This window comes from Pseudomonas sp. GW822-FHT02D10, from assembly GCF_058802345.1.
Map to the genome: position 1 here is coordinate 10,280 of NZ_JBXAOB010000029.1, position 26,387 is coordinate 36,666.

20 protein-coding genes and 1 pseudogene are annotated in these 26,387 nt (G+C 60.2%); 7 read left to right on the plus strand and 14 right to left on the minus strand.

Going from position 1 to position 26,387, the window contains the following annotated elements:
• Positions 1–117 precede the first annotated feature (117 nt).
• The 6 genes from cobG (at position 118) to AC1RPZ_RS26840 (ending at position 6,357) form a co-directional block, all read left to right on the plus strand.
• Complete coding sequence (cobG, locus tag AC1RPZ_RS26815) at positions 118–1,440, plus strand: precorrin-3B synthase (protein WP_493140846.1); 1,323 nt, start codon at positions 118–120, stop codon at positions 1,438–1,440.
• Positions 1,433–2,059 (plus strand): precorrin-8X methylmutase, encoded by a 627-nt coding sequence (locus tag AC1RPZ_RS26820; protein ID WP_493140848.1) that lies wholly within the window; start codon positions 1,433–1,435, stop codon positions 2,057–2,059. Before cobG ends, AC1RPZ_RS26820 begins: the two co-directional genes overlap by 8 nt.
• On the plus strand, positions 2,059–2,790 hold the full coding sequence (locus tag AC1RPZ_RS26825) for a precorrin-2 C(20)-methyltransferase (protein WP_493140877.1): 732 nt from the start codon (positions 2,059–2,061) through the stop codon (positions 2,788–2,790). The genes AC1RPZ_RS26820 and AC1RPZ_RS26825 overlap by 1 nt, the downstream gene beginning before the upstream one ends.
• Positions 2,790–4,493 carry a precorrin-3B C(17)-methyltransferase gene (cobJ, locus tag AC1RPZ_RS26830; protein WP_493140850.1) on the plus strand — a complete coding sequence of 568 codons (1,704 nt, stop codon included), beginning with the start codon at positions 2,790–2,792 and terminating at the stop codon, positions 4,491–4,493. Before AC1RPZ_RS26825 ends, cobJ begins: the two co-directional genes overlap by 1 nt.
• Before the next feature lie 310 nt (positions 4,494–4,803).
• Positions 4,804–5,625: a hypothetical protein gene (locus tag AC1RPZ_RS26835; RefSeq protein ID WP_493140852.1), complete on the plus strand. Its 822-nt coding sequence runs from the start codon at positions 4,804–4,806 to the stop codon at positions 5,623–5,625.
• Between the two features lie 57 nt (positions 5,626–5,682).
• Complete coding sequence (locus AC1RPZ_RS26840; RefSeq protein WP_493140854.1) at positions 5,683–6,357, plus strand: hypothetical protein; 675 nt, start codon at positions 5,683–5,685, stop codon at positions 6,355–6,357.
• 28 nt (positions 6,358–6,385) lie between these two features.
• Here AC1RPZ_RS26840 and AC1RPZ_RS26845 read toward each other — a convergent pair whose 3' ends face one another.
• The 14 genes from AC1RPZ_RS26845 to gcbA all read right to left on the minus strand — a co-directional run bounded on the left by AC1RPZ_RS26845 (position 6,386) and on the right by gcbA (position 25,178).
• Complete coding sequence (locus AC1RPZ_RS26845) at positions 6,386–6,982, minus strand: MarC family protein (protein WP_262115600.1); 597 nt, start codon at positions 6,980–6,982, stop codon at positions 6,386–6,388.
• A gap of 66 nt (positions 6,983–7,048) precedes the next feature.
• Complete coding sequence (locus tag AC1RPZ_RS26850) at positions 7,049–9,826, minus strand: hybrid sensor histidine kinase/response regulator (protein ID WP_493140856.1); 2,778 nt, start codon at positions 9,824–9,826, stop codon at positions 7,049–7,051.
• A 99-nt stretch (positions 9,827–9,925) separates the two neighbouring features.
• Positions 9,926–11,221, minus strand: coding sequence for a phosphoribosylamine--glycine ligase (gene purD, locus AC1RPZ_RS26855; protein WP_493140858.1), 1,296 nt, complete (start codon positions 11,219–11,221; stop codon positions 9,926–9,928).
• A 168-nt stretch (positions 11,222–11,389) separates the two neighbouring features.
• A complete protein-coding gene (purH, locus tag AC1RPZ_RS26860; protein WP_493140860.1) occupies positions 11,390–12,997 on the minus strand; it encodes a bifunctional phosphoribosylaminoimidazolecarboxamide formyltransferase/IMP cyclohydrolase in 1,608 nt (535 codons plus the stop codon).
• Positions 12,998–13,079: 82 nt separating this feature from the next.
• Positions 13,080–13,400, minus strand: a complete 321-nt coding sequence (fis, locus tag AC1RPZ_RS26865; protein WP_003186237.1) for a DNA-binding transcriptional regulator Fis — start codon at positions 13,398–13,400, stop codon at positions 13,080–13,082.
• A complete protein-coding gene (gene dusB, locus AC1RPZ_RS26870) occupies positions 13,397–14,407 on the minus strand; it encodes a tRNA dihydrouridine synthase DusB (protein WP_493140862.1) in 1,011 nt (336 codons plus the stop codon). The genes fis and dusB overlap by 4 nt, the downstream gene beginning before the upstream one ends.
• Before the next feature lie 197 nt (positions 14,408–14,604).
• Positions 14,605–15,864, minus strand: a complete 1,260-nt coding sequence (locus AC1RPZ_RS26875; RefSeq protein ID WP_493140864.1) for a DUF3426 domain-containing protein — start codon at positions 15,862–15,864, stop codon at positions 14,605–14,607.
• A 30-nt stretch (positions 15,865–15,894) separates the two neighbouring features.
• Positions 15,895–16,773, minus strand: coding sequence for a 50S ribosomal protein L11 methyltransferase (prmA, locus tag AC1RPZ_RS26880; RefSeq protein ID WP_493140865.1), 879 nt, complete (start codon positions 16,771–16,773; stop codon positions 15,895–15,897).
• 306 nt (positions 16,774–17,079) lie between these two features.
• Positions 17,080–18,441 carry an acetyl-CoA carboxylase biotin carboxylase subunit gene (gene accC / locus AC1RPZ_RS26885; RefSeq protein WP_493140867.1) on the minus strand — a complete coding sequence of 454 codons (1,362 nt, stop codon included), beginning with the start codon at positions 18,439–18,441 and terminating at the stop codon, positions 17,080–17,082.
• A 17-nt stretch (positions 18,442–18,458) separates the two neighbouring features.
• A complete protein-coding gene (accB, locus tag AC1RPZ_RS26890; protein ID WP_493140869.1) occupies positions 18,459–18,923 on the minus strand; it encodes an acetyl-CoA carboxylase biotin carboxyl carrier protein in 465 nt (154 codons plus the stop codon).
• A 24-nt stretch (positions 18,924–18,947) separates the two neighbouring features.
• Complete coding sequence (gene aroQ, locus AC1RPZ_RS26895) at positions 18,948–19,403, minus strand: type II 3-dehydroquinate dehydratase (RefSeq protein ID WP_401120647.1); 456 nt, start codon at positions 19,401–19,403, stop codon at positions 18,948–18,950.
• 131 nt (positions 19,404–19,534) lie between these two features.
• Complete coding sequence (locus AC1RPZ_RS26900; protein WP_493140870.1) at positions 19,535–21,298, minus strand: protein-disulfide reductase DsbD; 1,764 nt, start codon at positions 21,296–21,298, stop codon at positions 19,535–19,537.
• Positions 21,299–21,493: 195 nt separating this feature from the next.
• Positions 21,494–23,455, minus strand: coding sequence for a methyl-accepting chemotaxis protein (locus tag AC1RPZ_RS26905; protein WP_493140873.1), 1,962 nt, complete (start codon positions 23,453–23,455; stop codon positions 21,494–21,496).
• Positions 23,456–23,507: 52 nt separating this feature from the next.
• On the minus strand, positions 23,508–25,178 hold the full coding sequence (gcbA, locus tag AC1RPZ_RS26910; protein WP_493140875.1) for a diguanylate cyclase GcbA: 1,671 nt from the start codon (positions 25,176–25,178) through the stop codon (positions 23,508–23,510).
• Between the two features lie 325 nt (positions 25,179–25,503).
• On the opposite strand from gcbA, the pseudogene AC1RPZ_RS26915 reads away from it, so the two are divergent.
• Positions 25,504–26,310 (plus strand): annotated as a pseudogene (locus AC1RPZ_RS26915) (DUF2515 family protein); the annotation flags it as partial.
• Between the last annotated feature and the right edge of the window lie 77 nt (positions 26,311–26,387).

Genomic DNA, 26,387 nt, shown 5'->3' on the forward strand with positions numbered 1-26,387 from the left:
AGATTAAAACACCGAAAACCTCCATCCGACCGGCAGGCATTTTCATGCCCTCGGGCAAAGCAGGCATAATGGCTGCTTTTCGCCCGCCAGGCGCCTCTACCCAGCCGGTCATCCTCTTTGAACGAACGTGCGCAGTCCACCGCCTTACGCCCCTCGGCCTGTCCGGGGTTGCTGCGTATCGTCCAGGCATTGGACGGCGGTATCTGCCGGATCAAGCTCAATGGCGGGTCGATAACTGCTGCTCAGGCAGTGGCCGTGGCCAACGCTGCCGAGCGTTATGCCAGCGGAGTGATCGAAGCGAGCAACCGCGCCAATCTGCAGATTCGCGGGATCGGCGGCGAGCACCGGCCATTGATCGACAGCCTGCTGGCAGCCGGCTTGGGTCCGCGCACTGCCGCTAGTGACGATGTGCGCAACCTGATGCTCAGCCCCGGCGCCGGCATCGATCGGCAGATGCTGTTCGATACTCGCCCGCTGGCCGAACAGATCCTCGCCACCTTGCAAAGCCACGAACGTTTTCACCAGCTGTCGGCCAAGTTTGCCGTGCAGCTGGATGGCGGCGAGGCGTTGGCGATGCTTGAACATCCTCACGACCTCTGGTTGAGCGCCGTTGAGCGCAACGGTGAGCAATGGCTGGCCTTCGGTCTGGCGGGTTGCCCCACGGACACGCCGGCAGGGGCAGTGTTGCGCAATGACGGTCACGCCTTGGTGGTCGCAGTGCTGGAACTGTTTCTCGACCTGGCGCGGCCGGATCAGACCCGCATGCGGCATGTGTTGGCCGAGCGTTCGCTGGAGTCGGTAGTGCAGGCTTTGGCCGAGCGTGTGCCGTTGACCCCGATCAGTGATTGGCAACGTCCCAAGTCGCGCCCAGGGTTGCACATCGGTACTTATCCACAGCGCCAGCAAGGCCAGGTCTATGTCGGCGCTGTTCCACCTCTGGGGCGCCTGGATTCTTCGATGCTTAAAGGCGCGGCGCATCTGGCTGAGGCGTTCGGTGACGGCAGCCTGCGTCTGACCCCTTGGCAAAGCCTGCTGCTGCCGAACATTCGCCATCAGGATGCCCCGGCGCTCAGTGAGCGATTGCAGGCCCTGGGTTTTCTGGTGAGTGCGGATCAAGCTTTGGCCCATCTGGTTGCGTGCACCGGTTCCGCCGGGTGCGCAAAAGGTTTGGCGGATACAAAGGGTGACGCTTTGCAACTGGCCACACTGCTGCCAGGCCAGGCTGACCGAGTACAGGTTCACCTGTCCGGTTGCTTACGCTCCTGCGCCGCCGCGCACATCGCGCCAGTCACCTTGCTGGCGGTCAGCCCCGGTCATTACGACCTCTATTTTCGCGATGCAGGGCAGCCGGATTTCGGCGCCCTGCAAGCACGCAATCTCACTATTGAAGCGGCCGGCGCATTGCTCGATGCCCGCCCACGGAGCCCCCTTGATGCTTGATTACATCCGCGACGGTCAGGAGATCTATCGCAACTCCTTTGAGATCATTCGCGCCGAGGCCAACCTCGACCGGATTCCGGCCGATCTGGAAAAACTCGCGGTACGGGTGATCCACGCCTGTGGCATGGTCGAGGCCATCGATGGCCTGCAATTCTCCGAAGGCGCGGGCAAGGCCGGGCGCGCTGCACTGGCCGCCGGTGCGCCGATTCTGTGTGATGCGCGAATGGTCTCCGAAGGCGTAACCCGCGCGCGCTTGCCGGCCAACAACCCGGTGATCTGCACCCTGCGTGACGAGAGCGTCCCGCAGCTGGCCCGTGAATTGGGCAACACCCGTTCGGCCGCTGCGCTGGAGCTTTGGCGCCCGCATCTGGAAGGCAGCGTGGTGGTGATCGGCAACGCCCCGACCGCGTTGTTCTACTTGCTGGAAATGCTCGATGCCGGCGCGCCAAAACCGGCGCTGATTCTCGGCTTCCCGGTGGGCTTCGTCGGTGCCGCTGAATCCAAGGCGATGCTCGCGGCTGACAGCCGTGGCGTGCCGTTTGTGATCATGCAAGGCCGGTTGGGCGGCAGCGCCATGGCCGCCGCAGCGGTCAATGCCCTCGCCACGGAGATTGAATGATGCAGCAGCCTGGACGTTTGATTGGCCTGGGTGTGGGCCCTGGTGATCCGGAACTGATTACGGTCAAAGCCTTGCGCCTGTTGCGCGAGTCTCCGGTGGTGGCGTACTTCGTCGCCAAGGGTAAAAAAGGCAATGCATTCGGCATCATCGAAGCGCATTTGCAGGACGCGCAGACGTTGCTGCCGCTGGTCTACCCGGTGACCACCGAAGCCTTGGCGCCGCCGCTGTCCTACGAGCAAGTGATCAGCGACTTCTATGACGCGGCCGGCGAACAACTCGCTGCGCATCTGGATGCCGGACATGACGTGGCGGTGATCTGCGAAGGTGACCCGTTCTTCTACGGCTCTTACATGTACCTGCATGATCGTTTGGCGGAGCGTTACGAAGCCGAAGTGGTGCCGGGTGTCTGCTCGATGCTCGGCGGTGCCTCGGTGCTCGGCGCGCCGCTGGTGTATCGCAATCAGAGTCTGTCGGTGTTGTCCGGCGTGTTGCCTCACGAAGAACTCAAGCGCCGTTTGGCCGATGCCGATGCGGCGGTGGTGATGAAGTTGGGGCGTAATTTCCCCAAGGTCCGTCAGGTGCTGGAAGAACTCGGTCTGGCAGGGCGTGCGCTGTACGTTGAACGCGCAACCATGGCCAATCAGAAAATCGTGCCGCTGGATCAGGTCGAGCCGATGTCCTCGCCGTACTTTTCGTTGATCATCGTTCCCGGTGAAAGGTGGCAAGGCTGATGACCCGTCCTGTTCCGGCGATTGTCATTCTTGGCAATGGCAGCCTCGCTACCGCGCGCACAATCCAACAGTTGTATCCGGGCGCTTTGATCCACGGTCTGGCCGAACGGGTTGAAGGCGCGGATTGCGTTTATCACGAGTTTGGCGCGACCCTGCGCCAGCTCTATCAACACGACACGCCGATCATTGCCTTGTGCGCGGCCGGTATTGTCATTCGGACCCTGGCGCCATTGCTCTTGGAAAAAGGCGCTGAGCCGCCAGTACTGGCCGTCGCCGAGGATGGCAGCGCGGTCGTGCCGTTACTCGGTGGTCTGGGCGGGGTGAACGTGCTGGCGCGCGAGATTGCGGATGGCTTGGGCGTGTCTGCGGCCATCACCACCAGCGGTGAGTTGCGCTTCGGCACGTGCCTGCTCAACCCGCCAAGTGGCTATGCGCTGGGCGATCTGGAGTTGGGCAAGCGCTTTGTTTCGGACTTGCTGGCCGGTGAGCGCGTGCGTATCGAAGGCGCCGCCCCGTGGTTGGCTCAGGCACAGTTGCCGCAGGACCCTCAGGCGCATTTGGCCATTCATGTCGGCAGCACCGAACGCGAGCCTGCGGCCAATGAGTTGCTGATCTACCCGAAAAGCGTTGTGGTGGCGGTGAGTGCCGAGGTTGCCGATCTGCCGAATGCCCTACGCAATGCCTTGCACCAGGCGAAAATCGCCGTGCAATCGGTGGCGTGCCTGTTGGCCAGTGATCAGCAAATGGCTAGCCCGCTGTTGCGTGAAGCCGCACTCGAACTCGGCGTGCCGCTGCGTTTTGCGGCTGCTGCCGGCAGTGTCGGCGAACTGGCCCGTAGTGCTCTCGAGCCTTCAGTTTCCATCCATGCAGATAACGGGATTGCGATCGCGGTCGCCGACCAGCCACTGGACCTGTCGCGGATCGGTCGTCCTCGCGGCCGTTTGGCGGTCATAGGCCTGGGCCCTGGCGCTGCCGAACTGATGGTGCCGGCGGTCAAGACCGAACTGGCTCATGCCAACGACGTACTTGGCTACGAAACCTACGTACGCATGGCCGGCCCGTTCCGCGCTGATCAGGTGCTGCACTGCACCGACAACCGCGAGGAAATGCAGCGCGCGCGTCACGCGTTCGAACTGGCGGCTCAAGGGCGTTCAGTCGTGGTGGTGTCATCCGGCGATCCGGGCGTGTTCGCCATGGCGGCGGCGGTGCTCGAAGCGCTGCATGAATCCAGCGATTCGAGCTGGCACAGCGTCGATCTGGAAATCCTGCCGGGGGTCTCCGCTTCATTGGCGACCGCCGCGCAGGCCGGTGCGCCGCTGGGCCATGATTTTTGCGTGCTGTCGCTCTCGGATAACCTCAAACCGTGGGAGATCATCGAGAAGCGCCTGGACCTGGCGGCACAAGCCGATCTGGCCCTGGCGTTCTACAACCCGATCTCGCGTTCGCGACCATGGCAATTGGGCCGTGCGCTGGAGATCGTCGCCCAGCACCGCACGCCGGAAACGCCCGTGGTGTTGGGGCGGGATATCGGTCGCCCGGGGCAGACATTGGGTGTCACCACGCTTGGGCAACTGACACCCGAACAGGTGGATATGCGCACCATGGTACTGATCGGTTCGTCCACCACTTGCGTGTTCCCGCGTGCCGAGGGTGGCGAGTGGGTGTATACGCCGCGCTGGTATGGAGCTAAACCGGCCTCTTGATTGAAAGCGGCCCTGCCAAGGGCTGCTTCTTTTTTTTTGCCGGGTCATTGAGCATAAAAATCTGACAGTCGGAACGTTCAAAGTTGCCAATATGCAAGGTGCAAAAAATTCAGCGTCAAGCTGTGCGAATGGGTGTGAGTGTAAGCATGTATTAATTAATTTTGTTTCTGTTTTCAGCGTGTATTTGTTCAGGGTTTAAGTTGTTTTGAAAACAATTGAATTCCTTTGAGGTTGCAGTGCTTTCCTGAAGTCGTTAGTTTGGTTCTCGGTCCGGGAAGGATCGTTAATTAATTTAAATGGAGTTTAAGAAATGTCTGAATATATCCAGCAAGAAATACCTGTTGCCGAGCGCGTTGCCTTTATCGAAGAAAGTAACAAGTTGATGTTGGGCACATTGTCTCGTGCCCGTTCGGCATCGATCTCTAGCAGTGCGCAATTGCCCATTGATAAAGATGAACTGAATGCCGCGATCATGGGCACTGGTATTGTTGGCTTCGATCCAAGTATGAGTAAAAGAAGCAAACGTATTGTCAAAAACACCTACATGTACGCCGACCTGAAAGCGCTGCTGGCTTTCCCCGGAGACAATCAGAAAGAACAGCGTTACAACAACTTCGTCGTGACCATGCGGAATCTGGGATGGATGTTTTTCTCGGATGCTTACAACCGGTACAACTCCTCTTCGAAAACCCTGGCCATGGATAACGTTGCCCTGGATTTGATCCACACCGTGGTGGCAGGTGCAACCGGTGGGATTGTCGGCAAGGAGTTGCTTGGCAAGGCCGCGGATGCGGCCCTCAAGGCGCTCAAGACCGAGCCCGAGGCGCTGAAACTGTTCGAGGACAATGCAAAGAAAGCCTCGGGTGGCAACTTTGCAATGACCACCTGCAAACAGGACGCTGACGGTGATATCACCATGGCGGCCGCTGCCATTCAGTACTCCTGCGCCGCACACCCGACCAAGGTGTTGTTCTGGGACTGGGCCACCTCTGAAGTCGAGATCTGGAACGGTTCATCCGTCATGACCATGGATGAAGAAGACTATCTGATGGTCGAGGCATTGGTGGTGAAAGCTCTGACCGGGATGCGCGAGAAAGCGCTGACCATGGAGTTCGGCACCGCTGCCGCGTGATGAACCCGGTGACCAGGGGCGCAAGCCTCTGGTTTCTTTCAAGGCAGAGGAACCATCATGACGGATTCAACTTACACGACTTACCTCGTCGCAGGCTGCGTGACGCTGGTGTGCAATAAACTGTCGGCATCCGAAAGACAGGATGGGCTGGATGCTTTTTTGTATGCCCAGGTCGTGGCATCGAACAAGCATCCGGATTTTGCTGAGGATACTCATTGGTCGCACGCCAATCGGATGGCGATACGAACACTGGGTGGTGTGCTGCTCAGTGAGCCAAGCATCAGCTTTCCTGCTCCAATGCTTTCCACCTTCACCTTGGGCGAGCTGCTTGTACCTTTGTTGTGTCAGTCAAGCCTGAGACCGGCAACTGACCCCCTGGAAAACAGCCTGAAAACGCTGTCCGGTTACCCGGGGAACTCTCGCGAGCAGAGTCTGTTTCGGCAACATTCGGTGCAAGGGGATACAAGAGTGCGATTTCAGGTCGGCATCATTGAGTCGGGTATCCTTCTGAAATCGCTGGGCGTTTCTTTTACGGTCGACAGCCGGGTGGCCGGCAATCCACTCTGTCATCGGTTTGATAGCGCTAATGTGCTCGGCAATGTATCGATCAATGCCCATAGCGCATTGGTCGAGACAGAGGACTATGACCTTTCCAGATCGACGATTGCCGAGCTGCTAGGCAGCTTGCGGCAGGAGCAGGTCATCGAACTTTGTGGCACTGGGAGTCGATGAACAGCATTCGTGTCGGGTACCTGTAGCGCTAAGGCACCAGATAACCTTTGACCCCGGTAAAAATAATCTGCGCCGCCAATGCACACACGAACAACCCCATCAACCGGCTGACAATCTGCAACCCCTGATCACCCAGAATTCGCTCGATGCGGTTGGACAGATACAGCACCACGCCGACGGTCAGGCTGGCCATGGCAATGCTGAGGATAGCGGTGAGTTTGTCGTCCCAGTGTGGTTGGCTGACACCCATCACCAGCAATGCGCCGATGGTGCCGGGGCCGACCGTGAGCGGAATGGTCAGCGGGACGATGGTCACGTCCTGCTGCACATTGTCGGTCTGGACCGCTGACTTGCCCTGAGCCATGCCCAATGCCGAGATGAACAGCACGCTGCCGGCGCCAATGCGGAAGGCGTCTACGGTGATGCCGAACACGCTGAAAATCACTCGCCCGAACAAATACAACAGGACGCTGGAGACCAGGGTCGCGAGGGCGACATTCCAGGCCAGTCGCCGCCGTTCCTTGTTGGAGTAGCCACGGGTCAGGCTGATGAAACAGGACAACACGAAGAATGGGCTGTAAAGCACCAGCATCTTCAGGTAAACGCTGAATAACACGTGGAGCATGTGTGCAAGCTCACTGGCGAGGGAAGTCGACGGGGGAGTCTATCAGGCGCCGCGGGGTCTGTCGGCTCAGGACGTCTGAGCCGTTGCCCGGTTCTGCTGATCGCGCTGTGCGACCCAGTGCTCGATCAGTTCGCGCAGCTGTGACAGTTCGACAGGTTTGGCCATGTGGCCATCCATGCCAGCCTGGCGCGCGCGTTCTTTGTGTTCGGCGAGGATGTGGGCGGTGAGTGCCACCACGGGTGTGCGAATTCGCTGATTGCCGACTTCCCAGGCACGCAATTGCTGGGTGGCGGAGAAGCCATCGAGGATGGGCATTTCGCAGTCCATCAACACCAGGTCGTAGCGCTGGGCCTTCATTGCTTTCAAGGCTTCTTCGCCGTTACTGGCGGTGTCCGGTTGCAGGTTGAGCTTGCCGAGCATGCCGCGAATCACTTTGGTCGAGATGCTGTTGTCTTCGGCCACCAGAATGCGGAAATCGCTCGGCACGTTGACCGCTGCGGGCACGCCGGTTGGCAGTTGCTGCGAGACGGCCAGGCCTTTGTTGCGTTGGCTCAGTTCGTCCGCCAGCGTGGTCTTGAGGGTGTAGCCGGCCACGGGTTTGGCCAGGATGCGTTTGATCCCGGCATTGCGCGCAATGACCTTGCTCGGCGCGTTGCTGATGCCGGTGAGCATGATCAGCAGAATGTCGTGATTCAGGCTCGGGTCTTCCTTGATCTTCGCCGCCAGTTGCATGCCGGTCATGCCGGGCATGTTCTGGTCGAGCAGGACCACGTCGAAGTAGTCACGCAGGTGCGCCTTGGTGCGCAGCAGGGCGAGGGCTTCCTTGCCGGAAGGTACGGCGCTGACGTTCAGACCCCAGGCGCTGCATTGCTGCACCAGGACTTTGCGGCAAGTGTCGTTGTCGTCGACCACCAACACACGGGCGCCTTGCAACGGGCCATCGAGATCGCAGGTCGGGTGTTCGAGGCGCTCGGGGTCCAGCGGCAAGGTCAGCCACAGTGTGCTGCCTTGATTGCTGCCGCTCTTGATGCCGAATTCGCCGTGCATGAGCAGAATCAACTGGCGGGCGATCACCAGCCCGAGGTTGCCGCCCAGCCGTGTGGCGGAAAGGAAGTTCTTGCTGTGCAGCTCGGCGTGCAGCAGGGCTTCTCGTTCTTCGGCATCCATGGGTTGCCCGCTGTCTTGCACGGCAATGCGCAGACGCGGTTGGTGGCTGCGCTCGTCGAGTGCGACGACGATCAGGATCTCGCCTTCGTCGGTTTTCTTCAGGGCGTTTTCCAGCAGGCTCAGCAGCGTCTGGCGCAGACGCGTCGGGTCACCGCTGATGACCCGGGGTACTTGCGGCTGGATGAAACTGATCAGCTCGACGCTCTGCTGTTCGGCCTTGGCGCGAAAGATACTCAGGCAGTCTTCGATCAGAGCGTTGAGGTCGAACTGCACATCGTCGAGTTCGATTTGTCCAGACTCGAGCTTGGAGATGTCGAGGATCTCATTGATCAACGTCAGCAGTTCATTGCCGGCGCTGTGGATGGTTTGCACGTAGTCGCGCTGTTTGACCGACAGCGGGGTGCCCAGCAACAGCTCGGTCATGCCCAGCACGCCATTCATCGGAGTGCGGATTTCGTGGCTGATTTTTGCCAGGAATTCGGCTTTGGCATTGATCTCGGCGTTGCTGGCTGCCAGGTCGCGGCTGACGCTGAAGCGGTCTTCGGTGATGCTGCGCTGGCGTTCGCTCAGGGCGATGCTCATCAGCACGCCGCTGATGCAGATGAATGACAGCAAGGTCATGATCAGGACTTGTGGCGCGACCAGGGTCAGCCCCAGCAGCGCCGGCAGGATGATCAACGTGCCGACGTTGAACACCACCATCGCTGCCACGAACAAGCGTGCCGGTCGGTAACCCTTTTGCCAGTGATAGGCGCTGACAAAGAGCATGCTCAGGCCCGCCAGGGCCACCAGCGCATAGGTGATGATGTTCAGCGGCAAGGTGTCGACGAACAGCAACAGCAGGCTGCACAGGACAATGAACAGGATGTCTCCCAGCAGCAGCCGGTTCAGCGGATGCGGGCCAAGCGGGGCGAAGAAGCGGTAGGCGAACATCAGGCCGCAGGGGGCCGTCAGCAGCAGAGACAGGTAGGCGCCGGGTGTTTGCACGGCATGCCAGTCGGGTAGCCATGGGCCTGCCAGGTTCAGCAGCAGCACCAGGCTCAGCAACAACAACCCCTCACACCCGGCCAGCCAGAGACTGCTTCGCGAGCGGGTATAGCCGTAGCGCGTGAGGTTATACAGAATCAGCATCGCGATGCAGCCAAAAAACAGGCCGTAGATCAGCGTCTGGTTCTGGTTCGCCGCCACCATCACCGCCGATTGCAGGGTGATATAGGGCCGTAACTCGTGTTCGGAAACCAGTCTTAGATAGACGTCGAGGGGCTTGTCGCTTTGTGGCAGCGGCAACATGAAGTCGCTGCTGGGGAGCGGTCGTTCGCGCTGGGGCTGCTCGTTGCCGCTGGTCCGTTGCTCGATCAGCGTGTCGCCGTCCAGAACGTAGAGGTTCAGGTGCAACAAGTCAGGGGCGAAGATGCGCAGCAGTTGTTCGTGTTTGCCGGGACTGAGTTTGAAACGCAGCCACAACGCGCCATTGGGTTCGGCGGCGGTGATCTGGTCGAGTTCAATCGGGCTGAATTGATTGGTGTAGCGAGCCGAGCGGATGTCGCTCAGTTGCAGGATGCCCTGTTCGTCGAGCAATACCGCCCAGCCACTGCCTTGCGCGGCTTGGGCCGGGAGCATGCAGAGCAGGGTCAGCAGAGTGACGGTGAAACCTATGGCAATCCTGAGCCAGCGCACGGCGAAATCCCTTCGTAGGTTGATGCCAGATTATAACTATGCGCGGCGCCGGAATAGTACGGCAAGGGCCACAGGCCCCTGCCTAGCCGAATGGATAGCTTATTCCTGATTTTCGCCACGCTCACGGGCAATGGCGCGGTAGCCAATGTCCTTGCGGTAGAAGCAGCCTTCCCAGTTGATTTTGGCGGCCAGCTTGTAAGCCTGCTGCTGGGCAGCATCGACGCTCGCGCCCATGGCGGTGGCGCAGAGCACCCGACCGCCGGCCGTCACAACCTTGCCGTCCTTGAGTGCGGTACCGGCGTGGAAGACTTTGCCTTCCAGCGCAGCGGCTGCATCCAGACCTTCGATGGCTGCGCCCTTGGCGTAATCACCCGGGTAGCCGCCAGCCGCCAGTACGATACCGACGCTTGGACGTGGATCCCATTGCGCTTCGACCTTGTCCAGCGCCTGTGCCAGCGCCGCTTCGACCAGTAATACCAGGCTCGACTGCAGGCGCAGCATCACCGGTTGGGTCTCAGGGTCACCGAAACGGCAGTTGAACTCGATGACTTTCGGGTTGCTGGCTTTGTCGATCATCAGGCCCGCATAGAGGAAGCCGGTGTAGACGTTGCCTTCTGCCGCCATGCCCTGCACGGTTGGCCAGATCACCAGGTCCATGACGCGCTGGTGCACTTCGCGGGTGACCACCGGGGCAGGGGAGTAGGCACCCATGCCGCCCGTGTTCGGGCCGGTGTCGGCGTCGCCAACACGTTTGTGGTCCTGGCTGGTGGCCATCGGCAGAACGTTCTTGCCGTCGACCATGACGATGAAGCTGGCTTCTTCGCCATCGAGGAACTCTTCGATCACTACACGCGAGCCGGCTTCGCCGAATGCGTTGCCAGCGAGCATGTCGCGTACGGCGTCTTCGGCTTCGGTCAGGGTCATGGCGACGATCACGCCTTTACCGGCCGCCAGGCCGTCGGCCTTGATCACGATCGGCGCACCTTTTTCACGCAGATAAGCCAGGGCTGGCTCGATCTCGGTGAAGTTCTGGTAGTCGGCAGTCGGGATCTTGTGGCGCGCCAGGAAGTCCTTGGTGAACGCCTTGGAGCCTTCCAGCTGAGCGGCGCCAGCGGTTGGGCCGAAGCAGTCCAGGCCACGTTTGCGGAACAGATCGACCACGCCAGCCACCAGCGGAACTTCCGGACCGACGATGGTCAGCGAGACGTTTTTCTCGGCAAAGTCTGCCAGTTGCTCAAGGGCCAGCACGTCGATAGCGACGTTCTCACACTTGGCTTCAATGGCAGTGCCGGCGTTGCCCGGAGCAACGAAGACTTTCTGTACGCGCGGATCCTGAGCGACTTTCCAGGCCAGGGCGTGTTCACGGCCACCGCTGCCAATGATCAAAACATTCATTTCAAAAACCTCGGATGACGCTAATTCTTGATAGCACCGCTGGGATGCTCTTATGTGGGAGCGAGCTTGCTCGCGAAGGCGGCGACACATCCAGCATCAATGTGTCTGATAGATCGCTTTCGCGAGCAAGCTCGCTCCCACAGGAGTTCGCCCACAGAGGGCAACGTATCAGTGACGGAAGTGGCGCATGCCGGTGAATACCATGGCGATACCGGCTTCATCAGCCGCCGCAATCACTTCGTTGTCACGCATCGAGCCACCCGGTTGAATCACGGCGGTGATGCCGACCTTGGCGGCGTTGTCGATGCCGTCGCGGAACGGGAAGAACGCGTCCGAGGCCATGACCGCGCCCTGCACTTGCAGGCCAGCGTGTTCAGCTTTGATGGCGGCGATGCGCGCAGAGTTCACGCGGCTCATCTGGCCTGCGCCGACACCGATGGTCTGACGGTTCTTGGCGTAGACGATGGCGTTGGATTTAACGTACTTGGCGACTTTCCAGGCGAAGATCAAATCGTTGATCTCTTGCTCGGTCGGCGCGCGCTTGGTCACAACCTTCAGGTCTTCGCTGCCGATCATGCCGATGTCGCGGCTCTGTACCAGCAAGCCGCCATTGACGCGTTTGTAGTCCCAAGCAGCCGCACGATCCGCCGACCATTGGCCACAGGCCAGCAGGCGAACGTTGGCCTTGGCGGCGACGATGGCGCGGGCCTCTTCGCTGACCGACGGGGCGATGATCACTTCGACGAACTGACGCTCGACGATGGCTTTGGCGGTTTCAGCGTCCAGCTCGCGGTTGAACGCGATGATGCCGCCGAAGGCCGACTCGGTGTCGGTGGCGTAAGCCAGTTCGTACGCCTGGCGGATACCGCCTTCGGCATCCGGGCTCACGGCCACGCCGCACGGGTTGGCGTGTTTGACGATGACGCAGGCCGGTTTGACGAAGCTTTTCACACATTCCAGCGCGGCGTCGGTGTCGGCTACGTTGTTGTATGACAGCTCTTTGCCTTGCAGTTGGGTCGCGGTGGCGATGCCAACTTCGGCGGGCTTGGCTTCAACGTAGAACGCCGCGCTCTGGTGCGGGTTCTCGCCGTAGCGCATTTCCTGGGCCTTGATGAACTGGCTGTTGAAGGTGCGCGGGAATTCGCTGCGACCTTCGGTGCTGAGGGTTTCAGCGGCCTGGTTCACGGTGCCCATGTAGTTGGCGATCATGCCGTCGTAGGCGGCGGTGTGTTCGAAGGCCTTGAGCATCAGGTCGAAACGCTGAGCGTAGGTCAGGCCACCGGCCCTGAGGCTTTCCAGTACGTTGGCGTAATCGCTGGCGTTCACCACGATGGCCACGTCTTTGTGGTTCTTGGCGGCCGAGCGAACCATGGTCGGGCCGCCGATATCGATGTTCTCGATAGCGGTCGGCAGGTCGCAGCCTGGCTTGTTGATGGTGGCTTCGAACGGGTAGAGGTTAACGGCGACCAGATCGATCGGCTTGATGCCGTGCTCGTTCATGATGGCGTCGTCGATACCGCGACGACCGAGGATCCCGCCGTGGATTTTCGGGTGCAGGGTTTTCACCCGACCGTCCATCATTTCTGCGAAACCGGTGTAATCCGCGACTTCCACAGCGGCTATGCCATTGTCCTGCAGCAGCTTGAACGTCCCGCCGGTGGAGAGGATCTCGACGCCGAGCGCTTCGAGCTCTTTGGCGAATTCGAGGATCCCGGTCTTGTCGGAAACGCTGATCAAGGCGCGGCGGATCGGCAGGCGGGTGGTCTGGTCGGTCATCTCAATTTCCATCAAAAGCAAAGGAAGTCAGCAAAAAAGGCGACCGGTTTTACGCGGGCGCCTTTCTGGTTTGATTGAATACTTACAACAAATCGTACTGCTTGAGTTTCTTGCGCAAGGTGCCGCGGTTCAGTCCCAGCAGCTCACTGGCCTTGGTCTGATTGCCCTTGACATAGTTCATCACGCTTTCGAGCAGGGGAGCCTCGACTTCGGAGAGCACCAGGTTGTACACATCCGTGACGGCAGCGCCTTCAAGGTGGGCGAAATAATTATGCAGCGCCTTCTCGACACTCCCGCGAAGGGTCTGGCCTTCTTCGCTCGGCGTATTGAGGTGCTGTTTCAAATTTACGTTGTCGCTCACGGGTGTTGTTCCACTCACTAAAGTCTCGGTCATCATCGTCATGCGGCCACCCCTTCTCCGTCCCCTGTCAGGCTCTTGTAACGTTCGGCGAAGAACTCCCGAACGTTGGCGCATTGTGTTTCCGTACCATCCAAACGATTGAAGTGGGCGCGAAACTCCCTGGCGCCCGGCAGGGTTGCGAGATACCAGCCGACATGCTTGCGCGCAATGCGTACGCCCATGACATCTCCATAGAAAGCATGGAGGGCGGCCAGATGCTCAAGCAGAATACGTTCCACCTCGATCAGCTCCGGTGCCGGGAGTTTTTCGCCGGTACGCAGAAAGTGCTCGATCTCACGAAAAATCCATGGCCGCCCCTGAGCGGCTCGGCCTATCAGCAGGCCATCGGCACCGGTCGCGTCAAGCACGTACCGGGCCTTCTCGGGCGAGTCGATATCGCCGTTGGCGAAGACCGGAATCGACACTGCCTGCTTGATTGCGGCAATGGTGTCGTACTCGGCAACGCCGGTGTACAGATCGGCACGGGTCCGGCCATGCACCGCCAGCGCCGTAATGCCTGCCTGTTCGGCGATCTTCGCCACCGTCAGGCCGTTCTTGTTCGCCCGGTCCCAGCCCGTGCGGATCTTCAGGGTGACCGGCACATCAACCGCCGCCACGACGGCGTGCAGGATCTCGGTCACCAGGTCTTCATCTTTCAGTAACGCGGAGCCGGCGGCCTTGTTGCAGACCTTTTTTGCCGGACACCCCATGTTGATATCAATAATCTGTGCGCCCAGCTCGACGTTGGCGCGGGCCGCCTCCGCCAGCATCTGTGCATCGCCACCGGCGATCTGTACCGAGCGCGGCTCGGGATCACCTTCGTGGACCATGCGCAGACGCGATTTGCGGGTGTTCCACAAACTCATGTCGCTGGTGACCATTTCCGAGACCACAAGCCCTGCGCCCAGCCGCTTGCACAGCTGACGAAAGGGCTGGTCGGTGACCCCCGCCATCGGGGCGAGAATCAAGCCGTTGTGCAATATATATGGGCCGATGCGTACCGCCGACATAGGACTTCCCTGTTGTGGGGTCGGATCATGAGAGTTCGAAAAAGGGTTGGCATGATACCCGCTCTCGATGACTGGATAAAGGCTGAATTGGATAAAATCTGAACAGTTATTCTGTTATTGCCAGCAGTTTGGTTCGCGGGGCCGGGAGTCAGAACATTGCCGTCAATGGCGCACGACTGAGCGCCGAGTGAGGTGATTCACTCGGGCGAGTGGAAGCTCAGGCTGTAATTCACGGCTTTCGGGCCGGGGTCGAGGATGTCCAGGGCAATATGGATGGGCGTTTGTGGCGGCATTTCTGCGAGGTCCGCAAGGTCGCCATTGAGGTATTCACCCGGTTTGAAGCGGCGGCTGGCGATCAGGTGGCCATTGAGGTCGGCAAAGCGCAGTTCCAGCAATGGGAACGGCTGTGAGAACGGCGCGCGGTTGTAGATGATCGCGTCTACAACGAGTGCGCCGCTGAAATCCGGGTGGCTGCGCACCACCAGGTTGCTGCTTTTGATTTTCGCGATGTCGACCTTGGACGGTACGCTACAGCCAACAGGTGGGCACAGTTGCTGGAACCAGGGGCGGAACTGGTCCTGACGGGCCAGTTCGTCGAAGTGATAGGCAATGTACTGGCCGGCAAGGGCTATGGCGCCCAGCAGAACCATCAGGCCCCAAAAGAACCGGCGACCCCAGGGGGAGCGGCGTTTTTGCCAGTCGAGTTGCAGCGGGTCGTCGATCAGATCCTGTAGCACGTCGTCATGCATGGCCGACGCGTTGCGCGCGCGCTTCTTGCGTACGGGCTCGACCTCATGGGCTTGCTCGTCGATATCGTCATCGGTGGCGGACAGGCGTTCGTGTTGTGCTGGATGCTCCGATGTTTCGAATGGCTGGTCCAGGCGCAGTTGCGGTGCCTGCGGCTCATCGTCCAGATCGAGCGGTTCGAGCGACAGCGAGGGTTCGGTGCGCGAAGATTTTTCCGGCTCGTCGGTGATGCCTGCCGACTGGTTGCTCTCGGCCGACGCTTTCGCGTTTCCGCTGGCCTGTGCGCGCTCGGCGGCTGAATCGCTGAACAGGCTATCGGACCATGGCTCTTCACCTTCGGCCGTGTCCCGGCGGGCGCTCAGCGAGTCTTCCTTGTGCTTGCGCTCCTGGCCGAACTCTTTGGTGGGCTGGATTTCCCGTTGTTCGAGCTTGGCGAGTTCTTCGTCGAGGTCGAGGCTGTCCAGATCAAGTTCGGCGGCGGTCCACTGCTTCTGGCTGATCGCCCGTTGCGCAGGAGGCTCGACCGGAGGTGGCGTCGTGAGGGCAACCGCTTCCTTGCCCATGCGTTGCTCGAGCAACTGCCGTGCTGCATTGAACACTTGCAGGCAAGAGCCGCAGCGAACCACCCCACGGGCCACGCTCAATTGGGCGTGGCTGACGCGGAAACTGGTCTGGCAATGCGGGCACTGGGTGACGAAGCTATCGGTCATGCGGCCATCCGGAGTATGCAGGCGCTCATTTTAGCGCCGACGGCCGCTAATGCGTACCCAGCCATCGCGATTGGCAATCGGGTCCAGATCAAAGTCCTTGGCATAAGCCGCTGCGACTTCTTCGCCTTGCTCGGCGAGGATGCCCGACAGTGCGAGGCGACCACCGGCCTTGACCAGGCTGGACAGTTGCGGGGCCAGGGAAACCAGCGGTCCGGCGAGGATGTTGGCCACCAGCACATCAGCCTGCACCTGTGGCAGATCTTCTGGCAGGTACAGCGGGAACAGCGCTTCGTCGATGTTGTTGCGCCCGGCGTTGTCACGGGAGGCTTCCAGCGCCTGCACGTCGATGTCGGTGCCGACCGCTTCCCTGGCGCCCAGCAGCAGGGCGGCGATCGCAAGGATTCCCGAGCCGCAGCCGAAGTCCAGTACGTGGCAGTCTTTCAGGTCCTGGCCGTCGAGCCATTCCAGGCACAAGGCGGTGGTCGGGTGGGTGCCGGTGCCGAACGCCAGACCCGGATCGAGCAACAGGTTGACCGCATCAGGCTCGGGCGCGGCGTGCCAGCTCGGGACGATCCACAGGCGCTGACCAAAGCGCATTGGCTGGAAGTTATCCATCCAGCTGCGTTCCCAGTCCTGGTCTTCGATGACTTCGCTGTGATGCTCGGGCAATGGGCTGCCGGTCAGCAACTCAAGGTGAGCCAGAACGCTGGCGGCTTCGGTGCCACCTTCGAACAGGGCCAACAGGTGAGTGTGCGACCACAGCGGGGTGGTATTGAGTTCCGGCTCGAAGATCGGCTGATCTTCGGCGTCCATGAAGGTCACCGATACGGCGCCCACTTCAAGGAAAGCGTCTTCATAGGTTTCGGCTTGTTCTGGGCTGATGGCGAGACGGACTTGCAGCCAAGGCATGGCGGGCACCTTTGGAAAATGTAATGTGCAGCCTAGCGGGCTGCGAGAAGCGCGCAAGTTTACGCGAGAGCGGAGCTTTTGTGGGAGCCGTCTTGGTTTGTGCCCGCTGCGTGGTTCCTGATTGACCCCGTACCCTGTGGGAGCGAGCTTGCTCGCGAAGAGGCCGGTAAATCCAGTATTGATGTCGGCTGACACACCGCCATCGCGAGCAAGCTCGCTCCCACAGGGGGTAAGGCGACAGGTCAGATGAAATGTCCAGAAACAACAAAGCCGCTCGAAAGCGGCTTTGTTGGTCTGGATCAAGCTTTAGTGTTGCGCAGCCAGCTTGTGTTCCAGGTAATGGATGTTGACTCCACCTTTGCAGAAGCCTTCATCGCGGGTCAGATCGCGGTGCAGCGGGATGTTGGTCTTGATCCCGTCGACCACGATTTCGTCCAGCGCATTGCGCATGCGCGCCATGGCTTCTTCACGGGTTGCCCCGTAAGTGATCAGTTTGCCGATCAACGAATCGTAGTTCGGCGGAACGGCGTAGCCGCTGTACAGGTGCGAGTCGACCCGCACGCCATTGCCGCCCGGTGCATGGAAATGCTTGACCGTGCCTGGGCTTGGCATGAAGGTTTTCGGGTCTTCGGCGTTGATCCGGCATTCCAGCGCGTGACCGCGGATGACCACGTCATCCTGAGTGAACGACAGTGGGTTGCCAGCGGCGATGCTGAGCATCTCCTTGACGATGTCGATGCCGGTGACCATTTCCGAAACCGGGTGCTCTACCTGGACACGAGTGTTCATCTCGATGAAGTAGAAGTTGCCGTTCTCGTACAGGAACTCGAAAGTCCCTGCGCCACGGTAACCGATGTCGATGCACGCCTTGACGCAGCGAGCGAAGACTTCCTGGCGAGCCTTCTCGTCGATGCCCGGTGCCGGTGCTTCTTCGAGAACCTTCTGGTGACGACGTTGCAGCGAGCAATCGCGGTCACCCAGATGGATGGCATGGCCCTGGCCATCGGAAAGTACCTGAACTTCCACGTGACGTGGGTTGGTCAGGAATTTTTCCAGATAGACCATCGGGTTGCCGAACGCCGCGCCTGCTTCGGAGCGGGTCAGTTTTGCCGAGGAGATCAGGTCTTCTTCTTTATGCACAACGCGCATGCCGCGACCACCGCCGCCGCCAGCGGCTTTGATGATCACCGGGTAACCGACTTCGCGACCAATGCGCAGAGCGGTTTCTTCGTCTTCCGGCAGCGGGCCGTCAGAACCTGGAACGGTCGGTACGCCGGCAGCGATCATGGCGTGCTTGGCCGAAACCTTGTCGCCCATCAGGCGGATGGTTTCAGCTTTCGGGCCGATGAAGGCGAAGCCGGAGTTTTCCACCTGTTCGGCAAAGTCGGCGTTTTCCGCGAGGAAGCCGTAGCCTGGGTGAATGGCGGTAGCGCCGGTCACTTCGGCAGCAGCGATGATCGCCGGAATGTGCAGGTAAGAGTGCGCGGCCGATGCCGGACCGATGCAAACGGATTCGTCTGCCAGGCCCAGGTGCATCAGATCCTTGTCAGCCTTGGAGTAAACGGCGACGGTCTTGATGCCCATCTCTTTGCAGGCACGCAGGATCCGCAGGGCGATTTCACCGCGGTTGGCGATCAGGACTTTTTCCAACTTCGCAGGTTTCAACATCGTTGGCTCTCCGCGGTTCAAACGATGGTGAACATCGGCTGGTCGTACTCAACCGGCTGGCCGTCTTCGACGAGGATGGATTCGATCACACCGCTGCTTTCAGCTTCGATGTGGTTCATCATCTTCATGGCTTCGACGATGCACAGGGTGTCGCCTTTCTTCACGCTCTGGCCAACTTCAACGAAGGACGGCGAGGACGGCGAAGATTTGCGATAGAAAGTGCCCACCATTGGCGAACGGGCAACGTTGCCGTTCAGCACAGGTGCTGCAGGCGCGGCAGGTGCAGCGGCGGCAGCAGGTGCGGCAGTCGCGACAGGTGCCGGAGCCGGAGCGTGCATTGGCGCAGGAGCGTAGTACTGCTGAGCCGGGGTTTTGCTGTGGCGGCTGATACGTACGGACTCTTCGCCTTCCTTGATCTCGAGCTCGTCGATACCGGACTCTTCCAGCAGTTCGATCAGTTTCTTAACTTTACGGATATCCATGAATCATCAACTCCCAAGGGTCGGTCAGGGGCGTTTAGCTTGTTGTTCAAGCTGTTCCAGGGCGGCCTCCAGGGCCAGTCGATAACCGCTGGCGCCAAGGCCGCAGATCACTCCCACCGCAACGTCGGAGAAGTAAGAGTGATGGCGGAAAGGTTCGCGTTTGTGCACGTTAGACAAATGCACTTCGATGAATGGGATGCTCACCGCCAGCAGCGCGTCACGTAATGCGACACTTGTATGTGTAAAAGCTGCTGGATTGATCAAAATGAAGTCCACACCCTCGCCGCGAGCGGCGTGAATGCGGTCAATCAATTCGTACTCGGCGTTGCTTTGCAGGTAGAGCAAATGGTGGCCGGCATTGCGTGCGCGCTGCTCCAGATCCTGATTGATCTCGGCCAGGGTCACTGCCCCGTAGACGCCCGGTTCGCGGGTGCCGAGCAGGTTCAGGTTGGGTCCGTGCAGAACCAGTAGGGTCGCCATCTGCTGTTCCTTGTTATCCGTGTGCCGTTATCAGAACCCGGCGACTATGCCGCAAAGCCTTTGTGACTGTCCAGTTCTCTGCAATAGCCAGCACAATGACCGATGATTGCGCGAATTATGTGACCGACTGATTAAATCTGGTCATTCGCTTTGGCGACACGTTCGGCGAAGTCCTTTGCATTGATCTCGCCGATCACCCGTACATCGCCACGTTCATTGCCATCCTTGCCAAAAAACATCAGCGCCGGTGGCCCAAACAGCTTGTAACGGTCGAGCAGGGCGCGTTGTTCGGCGTTGCTGGCGGTGATGTCGAAGCGGATCAGCCGATAGCCTTTGAGACGTTCGACGACGTTGCTCTCGTTAAGCACTTCGTGCTCGATGACTTTGCAGCTGATGCACCAGTCGGCGTACCAGTCGAGCAGCAGCGGGGTGTTGGCGGATTTTGCTTCGGCGAGGACGCGATCAAGTTCCGCCGGGGTGCTGATGGTCTGCCATTCACTCGGGTTTTGCGCTTGAGGGTTGCCCACGACAGTCACTGCCTGGCGTTGGCCAATCGGGTTGAACGGATCGGCCTGGCCGCTGAAGGCACCGTACCAGCAAGCCAACCCGTAAAACACCAGGAGCATTCCGAGCAGTTGGCCCAGGCGTTTTCGCGGCGACTTGTAGACGAACTCCAGTGCGCCGAGGAACAAGCCAACCCCGGCCGCCAACAAACCGATCAGCAGCAAGGTGATTTGTCCTGGCAGCACCCGGCTCAGCAAACCGATCGCCAAGCCCAGTAGCAACACGCCAATCGCATCTTTCACGTAGACCAGCCACGGGCCGCTTTTTGGTAGCCACGCCGCGCCGCCGGTGGCGACCAGCAACAACGGTGTGCCCATCCCCAAACCCAGAACGAACAGCTTCAGCGCACCGCCCAGCGCATCGCCACTGGCGCTGATATACAACAGCGCACCGGCCAAAGGTGCGGACACGCACGGCGAAACCAGCAGGCTCGACACCACGCCCAGCACCGCCGCGCCCCACAGCGAGCCGCCTTCGGTGCGACCGGCAATACGGTCCAGACGGCTGCTGATGGCATGGGGCAGTTTCAGTTCGAAAACCCCGAACATCGCTAATGCAAACACGGCGAAGAACAGGGCGAACGGCACCAGTACCCAGGCCGATTGCAAGCGTGCTTGCAGGTTCAGTTGGGCACCGAACATCCCCATCAGCGCGCCGAGCAAGGCGAAACAGGCAGCCATCGGGAGGACGTAAGCCAGCGACAGATTGAAGCCACGCAGACCGCCGATCTGACCACGTAACACTACGCCGGAGAGGATCGGCAGCATCGGCAACACACAAGGGGTAAAGGTCAGGCCAAGGCCTGCGAGGAAGAACAGCGCCAGTTCGCGCCAGCTCCAGCTCGTGATACTGGTCGCGGAGGTAATGGCTGCACCGTTGATCTTCAGGCGTTCGGTTTCCGGTGGATAACACAGGCCTTTATCGGCGCAGCCCTGGTAGGTGACGGCCAGCGTGAACGCCCGTTGATCGGCGCTGTTGCGTGGCAGGTCTACATCGAGAATGCCGTGGTAGACCTCGACATCGCCGAAGTACTCGTCGTGCTTTTTTTCGCCCGAAGGCAGTCGCGCGGCGCCCAAACCGATGTCGGCGGGCTCGCTGCGAAACTGGAAGCGATGCCGGTAGAGGTAGTAACCCTCGGTGGCGACGAAACGCAGCTTGATCGATTGCGGCGTGCTTTCTACCAGACTCAGCTGAAAGGCTTCGCGCACGGGCAGGAAGTCGGCGCTGTTGTTGATCGAGCCCAGGGTTGAACTGGGGCGACTGTCCAGCAGGCCGGCGGCATTCACCGGCAGGACCAGCACTAACAGCATCAGGCAGAGCAGACGGCGCATGAGAGTCTCGCGTATCGGATGTGAGCGCATGATAGCGGACGGCGCCAGGGAGTGCAGGGCGGGAAGTTTTGCGGTGGCTGTTCTGGCGCCATCGCGAGCAAGCTCGCTCCCACAGGTGACCGAGTTCGCTCAGGGGAGTGCGGTCGAATGTGGGAGCGAGCTTGCTCCGGGCGGCGTTCCGACGATGGCGGTCTTTCAGACGCGGAAGGCTTGAACCGCGGTATGAAGCTGGCCACCCAACACCAGCAGGTTCTCGCCCTGACTGCGGCCTTCGCCAATACGCAGCAGATTATCCCCACCCAGCTGATGAATCCGCTCACTGTGATCGCGGATCTCACTGACAGCGCCGCTTTGTTGGGCGGTGACATCGGCAATACGCACGGCGGTGTCGGCAATGGTCTGGATCGCCCCGACGATTTTATCCAGCGCACCGTCAGCCGCTTGTGCCTGGCTAGCGGTGGCTTCGGCGTGTTCGACCTGGGCGCGCATACCTTCCACCGATTGCCGCGCGGCCAGTTGCAGGCCGGCAATCAAGGTCTGGATTTCAGCGGTGGCACCGGCGGTGCGTTGCGCCAGCGAGCGAACTTCCTCGGCGACCACGGCAAAACCGCGACCCATTTCTCCAGCGCGGGCGGCTTCAATTGCGGCGTTGAGGGCGAGCAGATTGGTCTGGTCGGCAATCGAGCGAATCACCGTCAGTACGCCGCCGATGGTGGCCGACTCTTCGGCCAGATGCTCGATCATTTGTGCATTGCCCTGGACTTCGCCGACCAACGCATGCAATCCGGTCAGGCTCAAGCCAATGACCTTTTGCCCGTGCTCGACCGCAAGTCCGGCGTGACGGCTGGCTTCGGCGGCCTGGCTCGCATCGCCGGCCACCTGTTGGATGGTGGCTTCCAGCTCGCCAAGGGAATCGCGGATCAGCGCGGTGTCGCCGGCCTGATGTTCGGCGCCGCTGTGCAGGTCGCTGCTCAACTCGGCCAATACACGGCTGCTGCCGGCCACCTGTTCGGCGTTCAGGCGGATCGTCCCGACCAGATCCACCAGATAAGCGCGCAGGCGATTCAGTGACTCTTGAATGTCGTGCAACTCACGGTTGGTCGCGCCGAGCTGGATGTCCCGGCTGAAGTCACCTTCGGCCCAGGTCGACAGCGCTGGCGCGAGGTTGGTCAGCACTCGGGCGAGGCGTCGTTGCAAGGTGTCGATGAGCAGCGCGATCAGCAGGATCAAGCCGATCATCACGCCCTGCATGAGCCGCACTTCACCCTGGATTTGCCCATGTTGCGCGCGAACGACCGGTTCCAGTCCGGCGATGGCCTGCCGCACGGCGGAAATTTTCAGGTGGGTGGCGGCGCTGAGGTCGGCGCGTTTCTGAATCTGGTCGCGGGTGCGGCCGAGTTCGGCGGGGTAGCGGGTGAGCAGGCTGGCAAGTTCACGTTTGAAACCGGTGCCAGCATCTTCGGCGACGGTTTTTTCAGTGTTTTCCAGGCCCATCATCGCCGAGAAATCGTCGGTGTTCGATTCTTTGCTGGCGGTAACGCCGAGCAGCGGCAGCGCTTCGATCAGCTCGGCCTGAGTGCGGATGCTGCTGACTTCGCGCTCGACATCGGCCGCCAGTTCGCTGCGGCCACTGCTGACCAGTTTGTCCCGTGCCAGCGAGAGTTTGCCCAGGTGCTGCGAGGCCCCCAGCAGGGGGGGAAGATAGGCGGCAGCGGCAGGCGTGTTGGCGCCGGTGGCGTATTGGCTGAGTTGCTCCAGGCTGGCACCGAGTTCGCGCTCGGCCTGGAGCAGCAACGCTTGTGGGTCACCCGCCAGTTTGCCGGCCGCCAGCAAGTCGGTCTTGCTGAATTCATCGAGGCTGGCAAGGCTCGGACGCACGCTTTCAGCCAGATCGGGTGGCAGCTCGGTGAGTTCTTTTTGCAGGGCTTCGATGGCTTGGCTGGCGCTGCTCAGACGCAGGGCATCGCCGCTGGCCAGGTAATCTTCGACGTTACGCGCGACTTGATTTTGAAATTGCTGCGACAGGCCCAGGTAGCGCTCCATCAACAGATAAGGGCGCTCCAGGGCTTTTTGCGACCACCAGAGCGTGGCGCCGAGTGCGAGGCACACCGCGACTAAAAGCAGGGTATTGAGATTGGTCAGCAACTTCAGACGCATCACGGTTCTACCAACGAAAGAATGGTAAGTGTCTGAAGTTATTGCGTTTATGTTACAGAGTCATGACCGAATCAATGGATTCAGATGAAAAAGTGGCACTTTGCTTTGATTGCCGCGCCGCTTGAACACGATTGCGTCCGGCGTCCTTGGCGCGGTACAGCGCCTCGTCTGCCTGGCTGGCCATCATCAGGCTGTCGGAATTTTCGTGCAGGTCCACCACGCCGGCGCTGAACGTGCACCAGAGGTCTTGCGGCTGGGCCGGGTAGTGAATCTCGGCAAAGCGCTGGCGGATTTCATCGAGTACTTTGTAGGCCGATTCGATATCGGTGTCCGGCATGACGATGGCGAACTCTTCACCGCCGTATCGGCCGATGAAGTCGGTCTTGCGCAGGCGTTGCTTGAGAAACAGCGCCAGGCTCTTGATTACCCGGTCGCCCATGGGGTGGCCGTGGCTGTCGTTGACCCGTTTGAAGTGGTCGATGTCGAGCATCGCAAAGCTCAGCGGCTTGTTCTCGCGGCGGGCGCGGAAGCTGCAGTCTTCGAGCAATTGCAGAATATGGGTGTGGTTATAGAGGCCGGTCAGGCTGTCACGGACCATTCGCGCCTTGAGGTTGCGCGCCCGTGCTGCGCGGTTGCGCACCGTGGTGATCAGGTGCCGCGGCTTGATCGGCTTGGTCAGGAAGTCGTCGCCGCCCTCGCTCATGGCGTCGAGTTGCTTGTCCAGGTCGTCTTCGGCCGACAGGTAAATGATCGGCACGCTGACGTAACGGTCGTTGTGACGGATTACCTTGGCCAGCTCGGTGCCGGTGCAGGCCGGCATGTACATGTCGAGGATGATCAGGTCCGGCTGGAAATCCGCCAGCTCGGCCATCGCCTGAATCGGTTCGATCAAGGTGCGGGTGACGATCCCGGCGCTGTTGAGCAGGCGCTCGGTGTGCAGGGCCTGGGCGCGGGAGTCGTCGATGATCAGTACTTTATACGGTTCGTACTGCGCGACGCAGGTCAGCACTTCGATCTTTTCCAGCAGGCTCGACGCCTCGAGGGTGCCGGTCAGAAACTCCTGGCCACCGGCGCGTACAGCCGCGAGGCGAGTCGGGGTGTCGGTTTCCAGCAGGCTGAAAAACAGCAGCGGCAGTTTGTGCTCCAGACCTTCTTGAGCTTCGGCGGCCAATTGCAGGCCCATGCCCGGGCCGCTGAAGTCGACGTCCATGACAATCGCTGCCGGCAGCCGCTCGACCATTGACGAGCGAAACGCCGCCACGCTGTCCAGCGATTGTGCGCTGAGACCGAAAAATTCGAGTTGTTTGGCCAGTCGCTCGGCGCGGTCGTGATCTTGCAACATCACATAGATCGGCTTGCGCAGAGGCGGTAGAAAGGTTTGTTCGAATTGGTCGCCGTGCCGCAGACCGGTGCGCGACAGACGCTGCATCAGGCGATTGAGATCGGTGATCAGCCCGCTGCTCAGGCGCCCGCGGTTAGCATCGACGGCCGCCAGCGACTGGCTGATGCTGTGCGCCAGGTGAGTGTGTTCGGGTTGTTCGAAACGTTCGGCGAAGCGCAGCAGGCGCAGATTCGCTTCGCTCAGCTCCGCCAGGTCGGTGCCAGACCATTCACTGCGTTGCAGGCGCTGCCATATCTCAAGAATCTGACGTGCTTGATGAATTACCCGCTGGGCAAAGTGGTGCTTGAGGCGCTCACGGCTGGGGTCTTCTGGCTCGGTCATATCCTGACTACTGGTTAGGGTGCATGCTGAGATCGACTGATGGCTCTATGCTAGCACCTCTTTTCAGTTGCATGAGTGTCGTGCGTCAATAAACTGCAAAGCGCCGTTATTCAGTTCTCGACCGATGGGTCTGAGTTGCGTCGTCATTGCACAGGAAAGGCCCGGTCGGCAGGTGTTTCAGGCGCTTTTTGCGTAATTTCAAGGAAACTGCTGATTGAGTTGCGGACCTCATCTGTCAGGGTTTTCTGATTTTTCGTCGACGTGAACCGGACGGGTTTTTCGGCTGTTAGGGTTCAGGGATTCCCCTATAAGCCGTCCGCAAATCATGACCCAGTGTTTCGAAGAACACCGTAGCGATGATCAACACCTGAACCACAACAGCGCGCCCGTTGCTGACTGTGAATGTAAAGAGGTGCGGCTTTACGGCAGCAAGACTTTGGTCACCGACGTACCGATCCTCACGTGCTCATGCCTCTGGCGTACCTACCAGCGCGAAGCAGAAAAAATCGTCGCGCCGGATGGTGTATTGATTGCCGACCCGGTAGAGCGCAACCGCGCGATCAATGCTGCCTACGCCCGATTGTGGCTGCATGACTCGCGGTTCCAGTGGGCCGGGCTGGCGGCGTTTGCTTCAAAGCAGGTCGGCTGTGGATTGCTCCATGCTGCGGACAGTATCGACCTCATCCGCGATGAGCATATGACGCGGCAGCGTTTGCGGGACAGTCGCCGTGAGTCCGGGCTGTTAACTCCGGACAGGATGTCCGAGCAGGCAGATGCGTTGCGTGACTATAAAGAAGCAGATGCGCGAAATCCTGTTCCCTCTGTGGATATCCATTCAGCCGGAGAGGACTTGTCGCTGGTTCAGCAGCAGTTCCGGCATGTGCACGACATGATGGCGTTGGGTAATACCACGCTGTTTCTGGATGTTTATCCGTTGCATGAGTTTTATGCGAAGCGTGGGTTGGGGGAGTTGAAGAAGTGTTTGAAAGCGCGTGAAGCAATTTATGGACATCCAAAGTTTCCGGTGCTTTGGCCGGTGGGGCAGAAAAAGCTCCAGTTCGGCCTGATATACCCCGAAGTTTTGCCGGCTTTTGAGGCGATAGAGGCAGGGGACATTGCCAAGAGCGTGGAGGGGACTGTCAGATTTTTTGTGTGCGGGCCGGTAACGGCCTGCCGTTAGGCAGGCCTTTATTTCACCAGGTCGGCCTG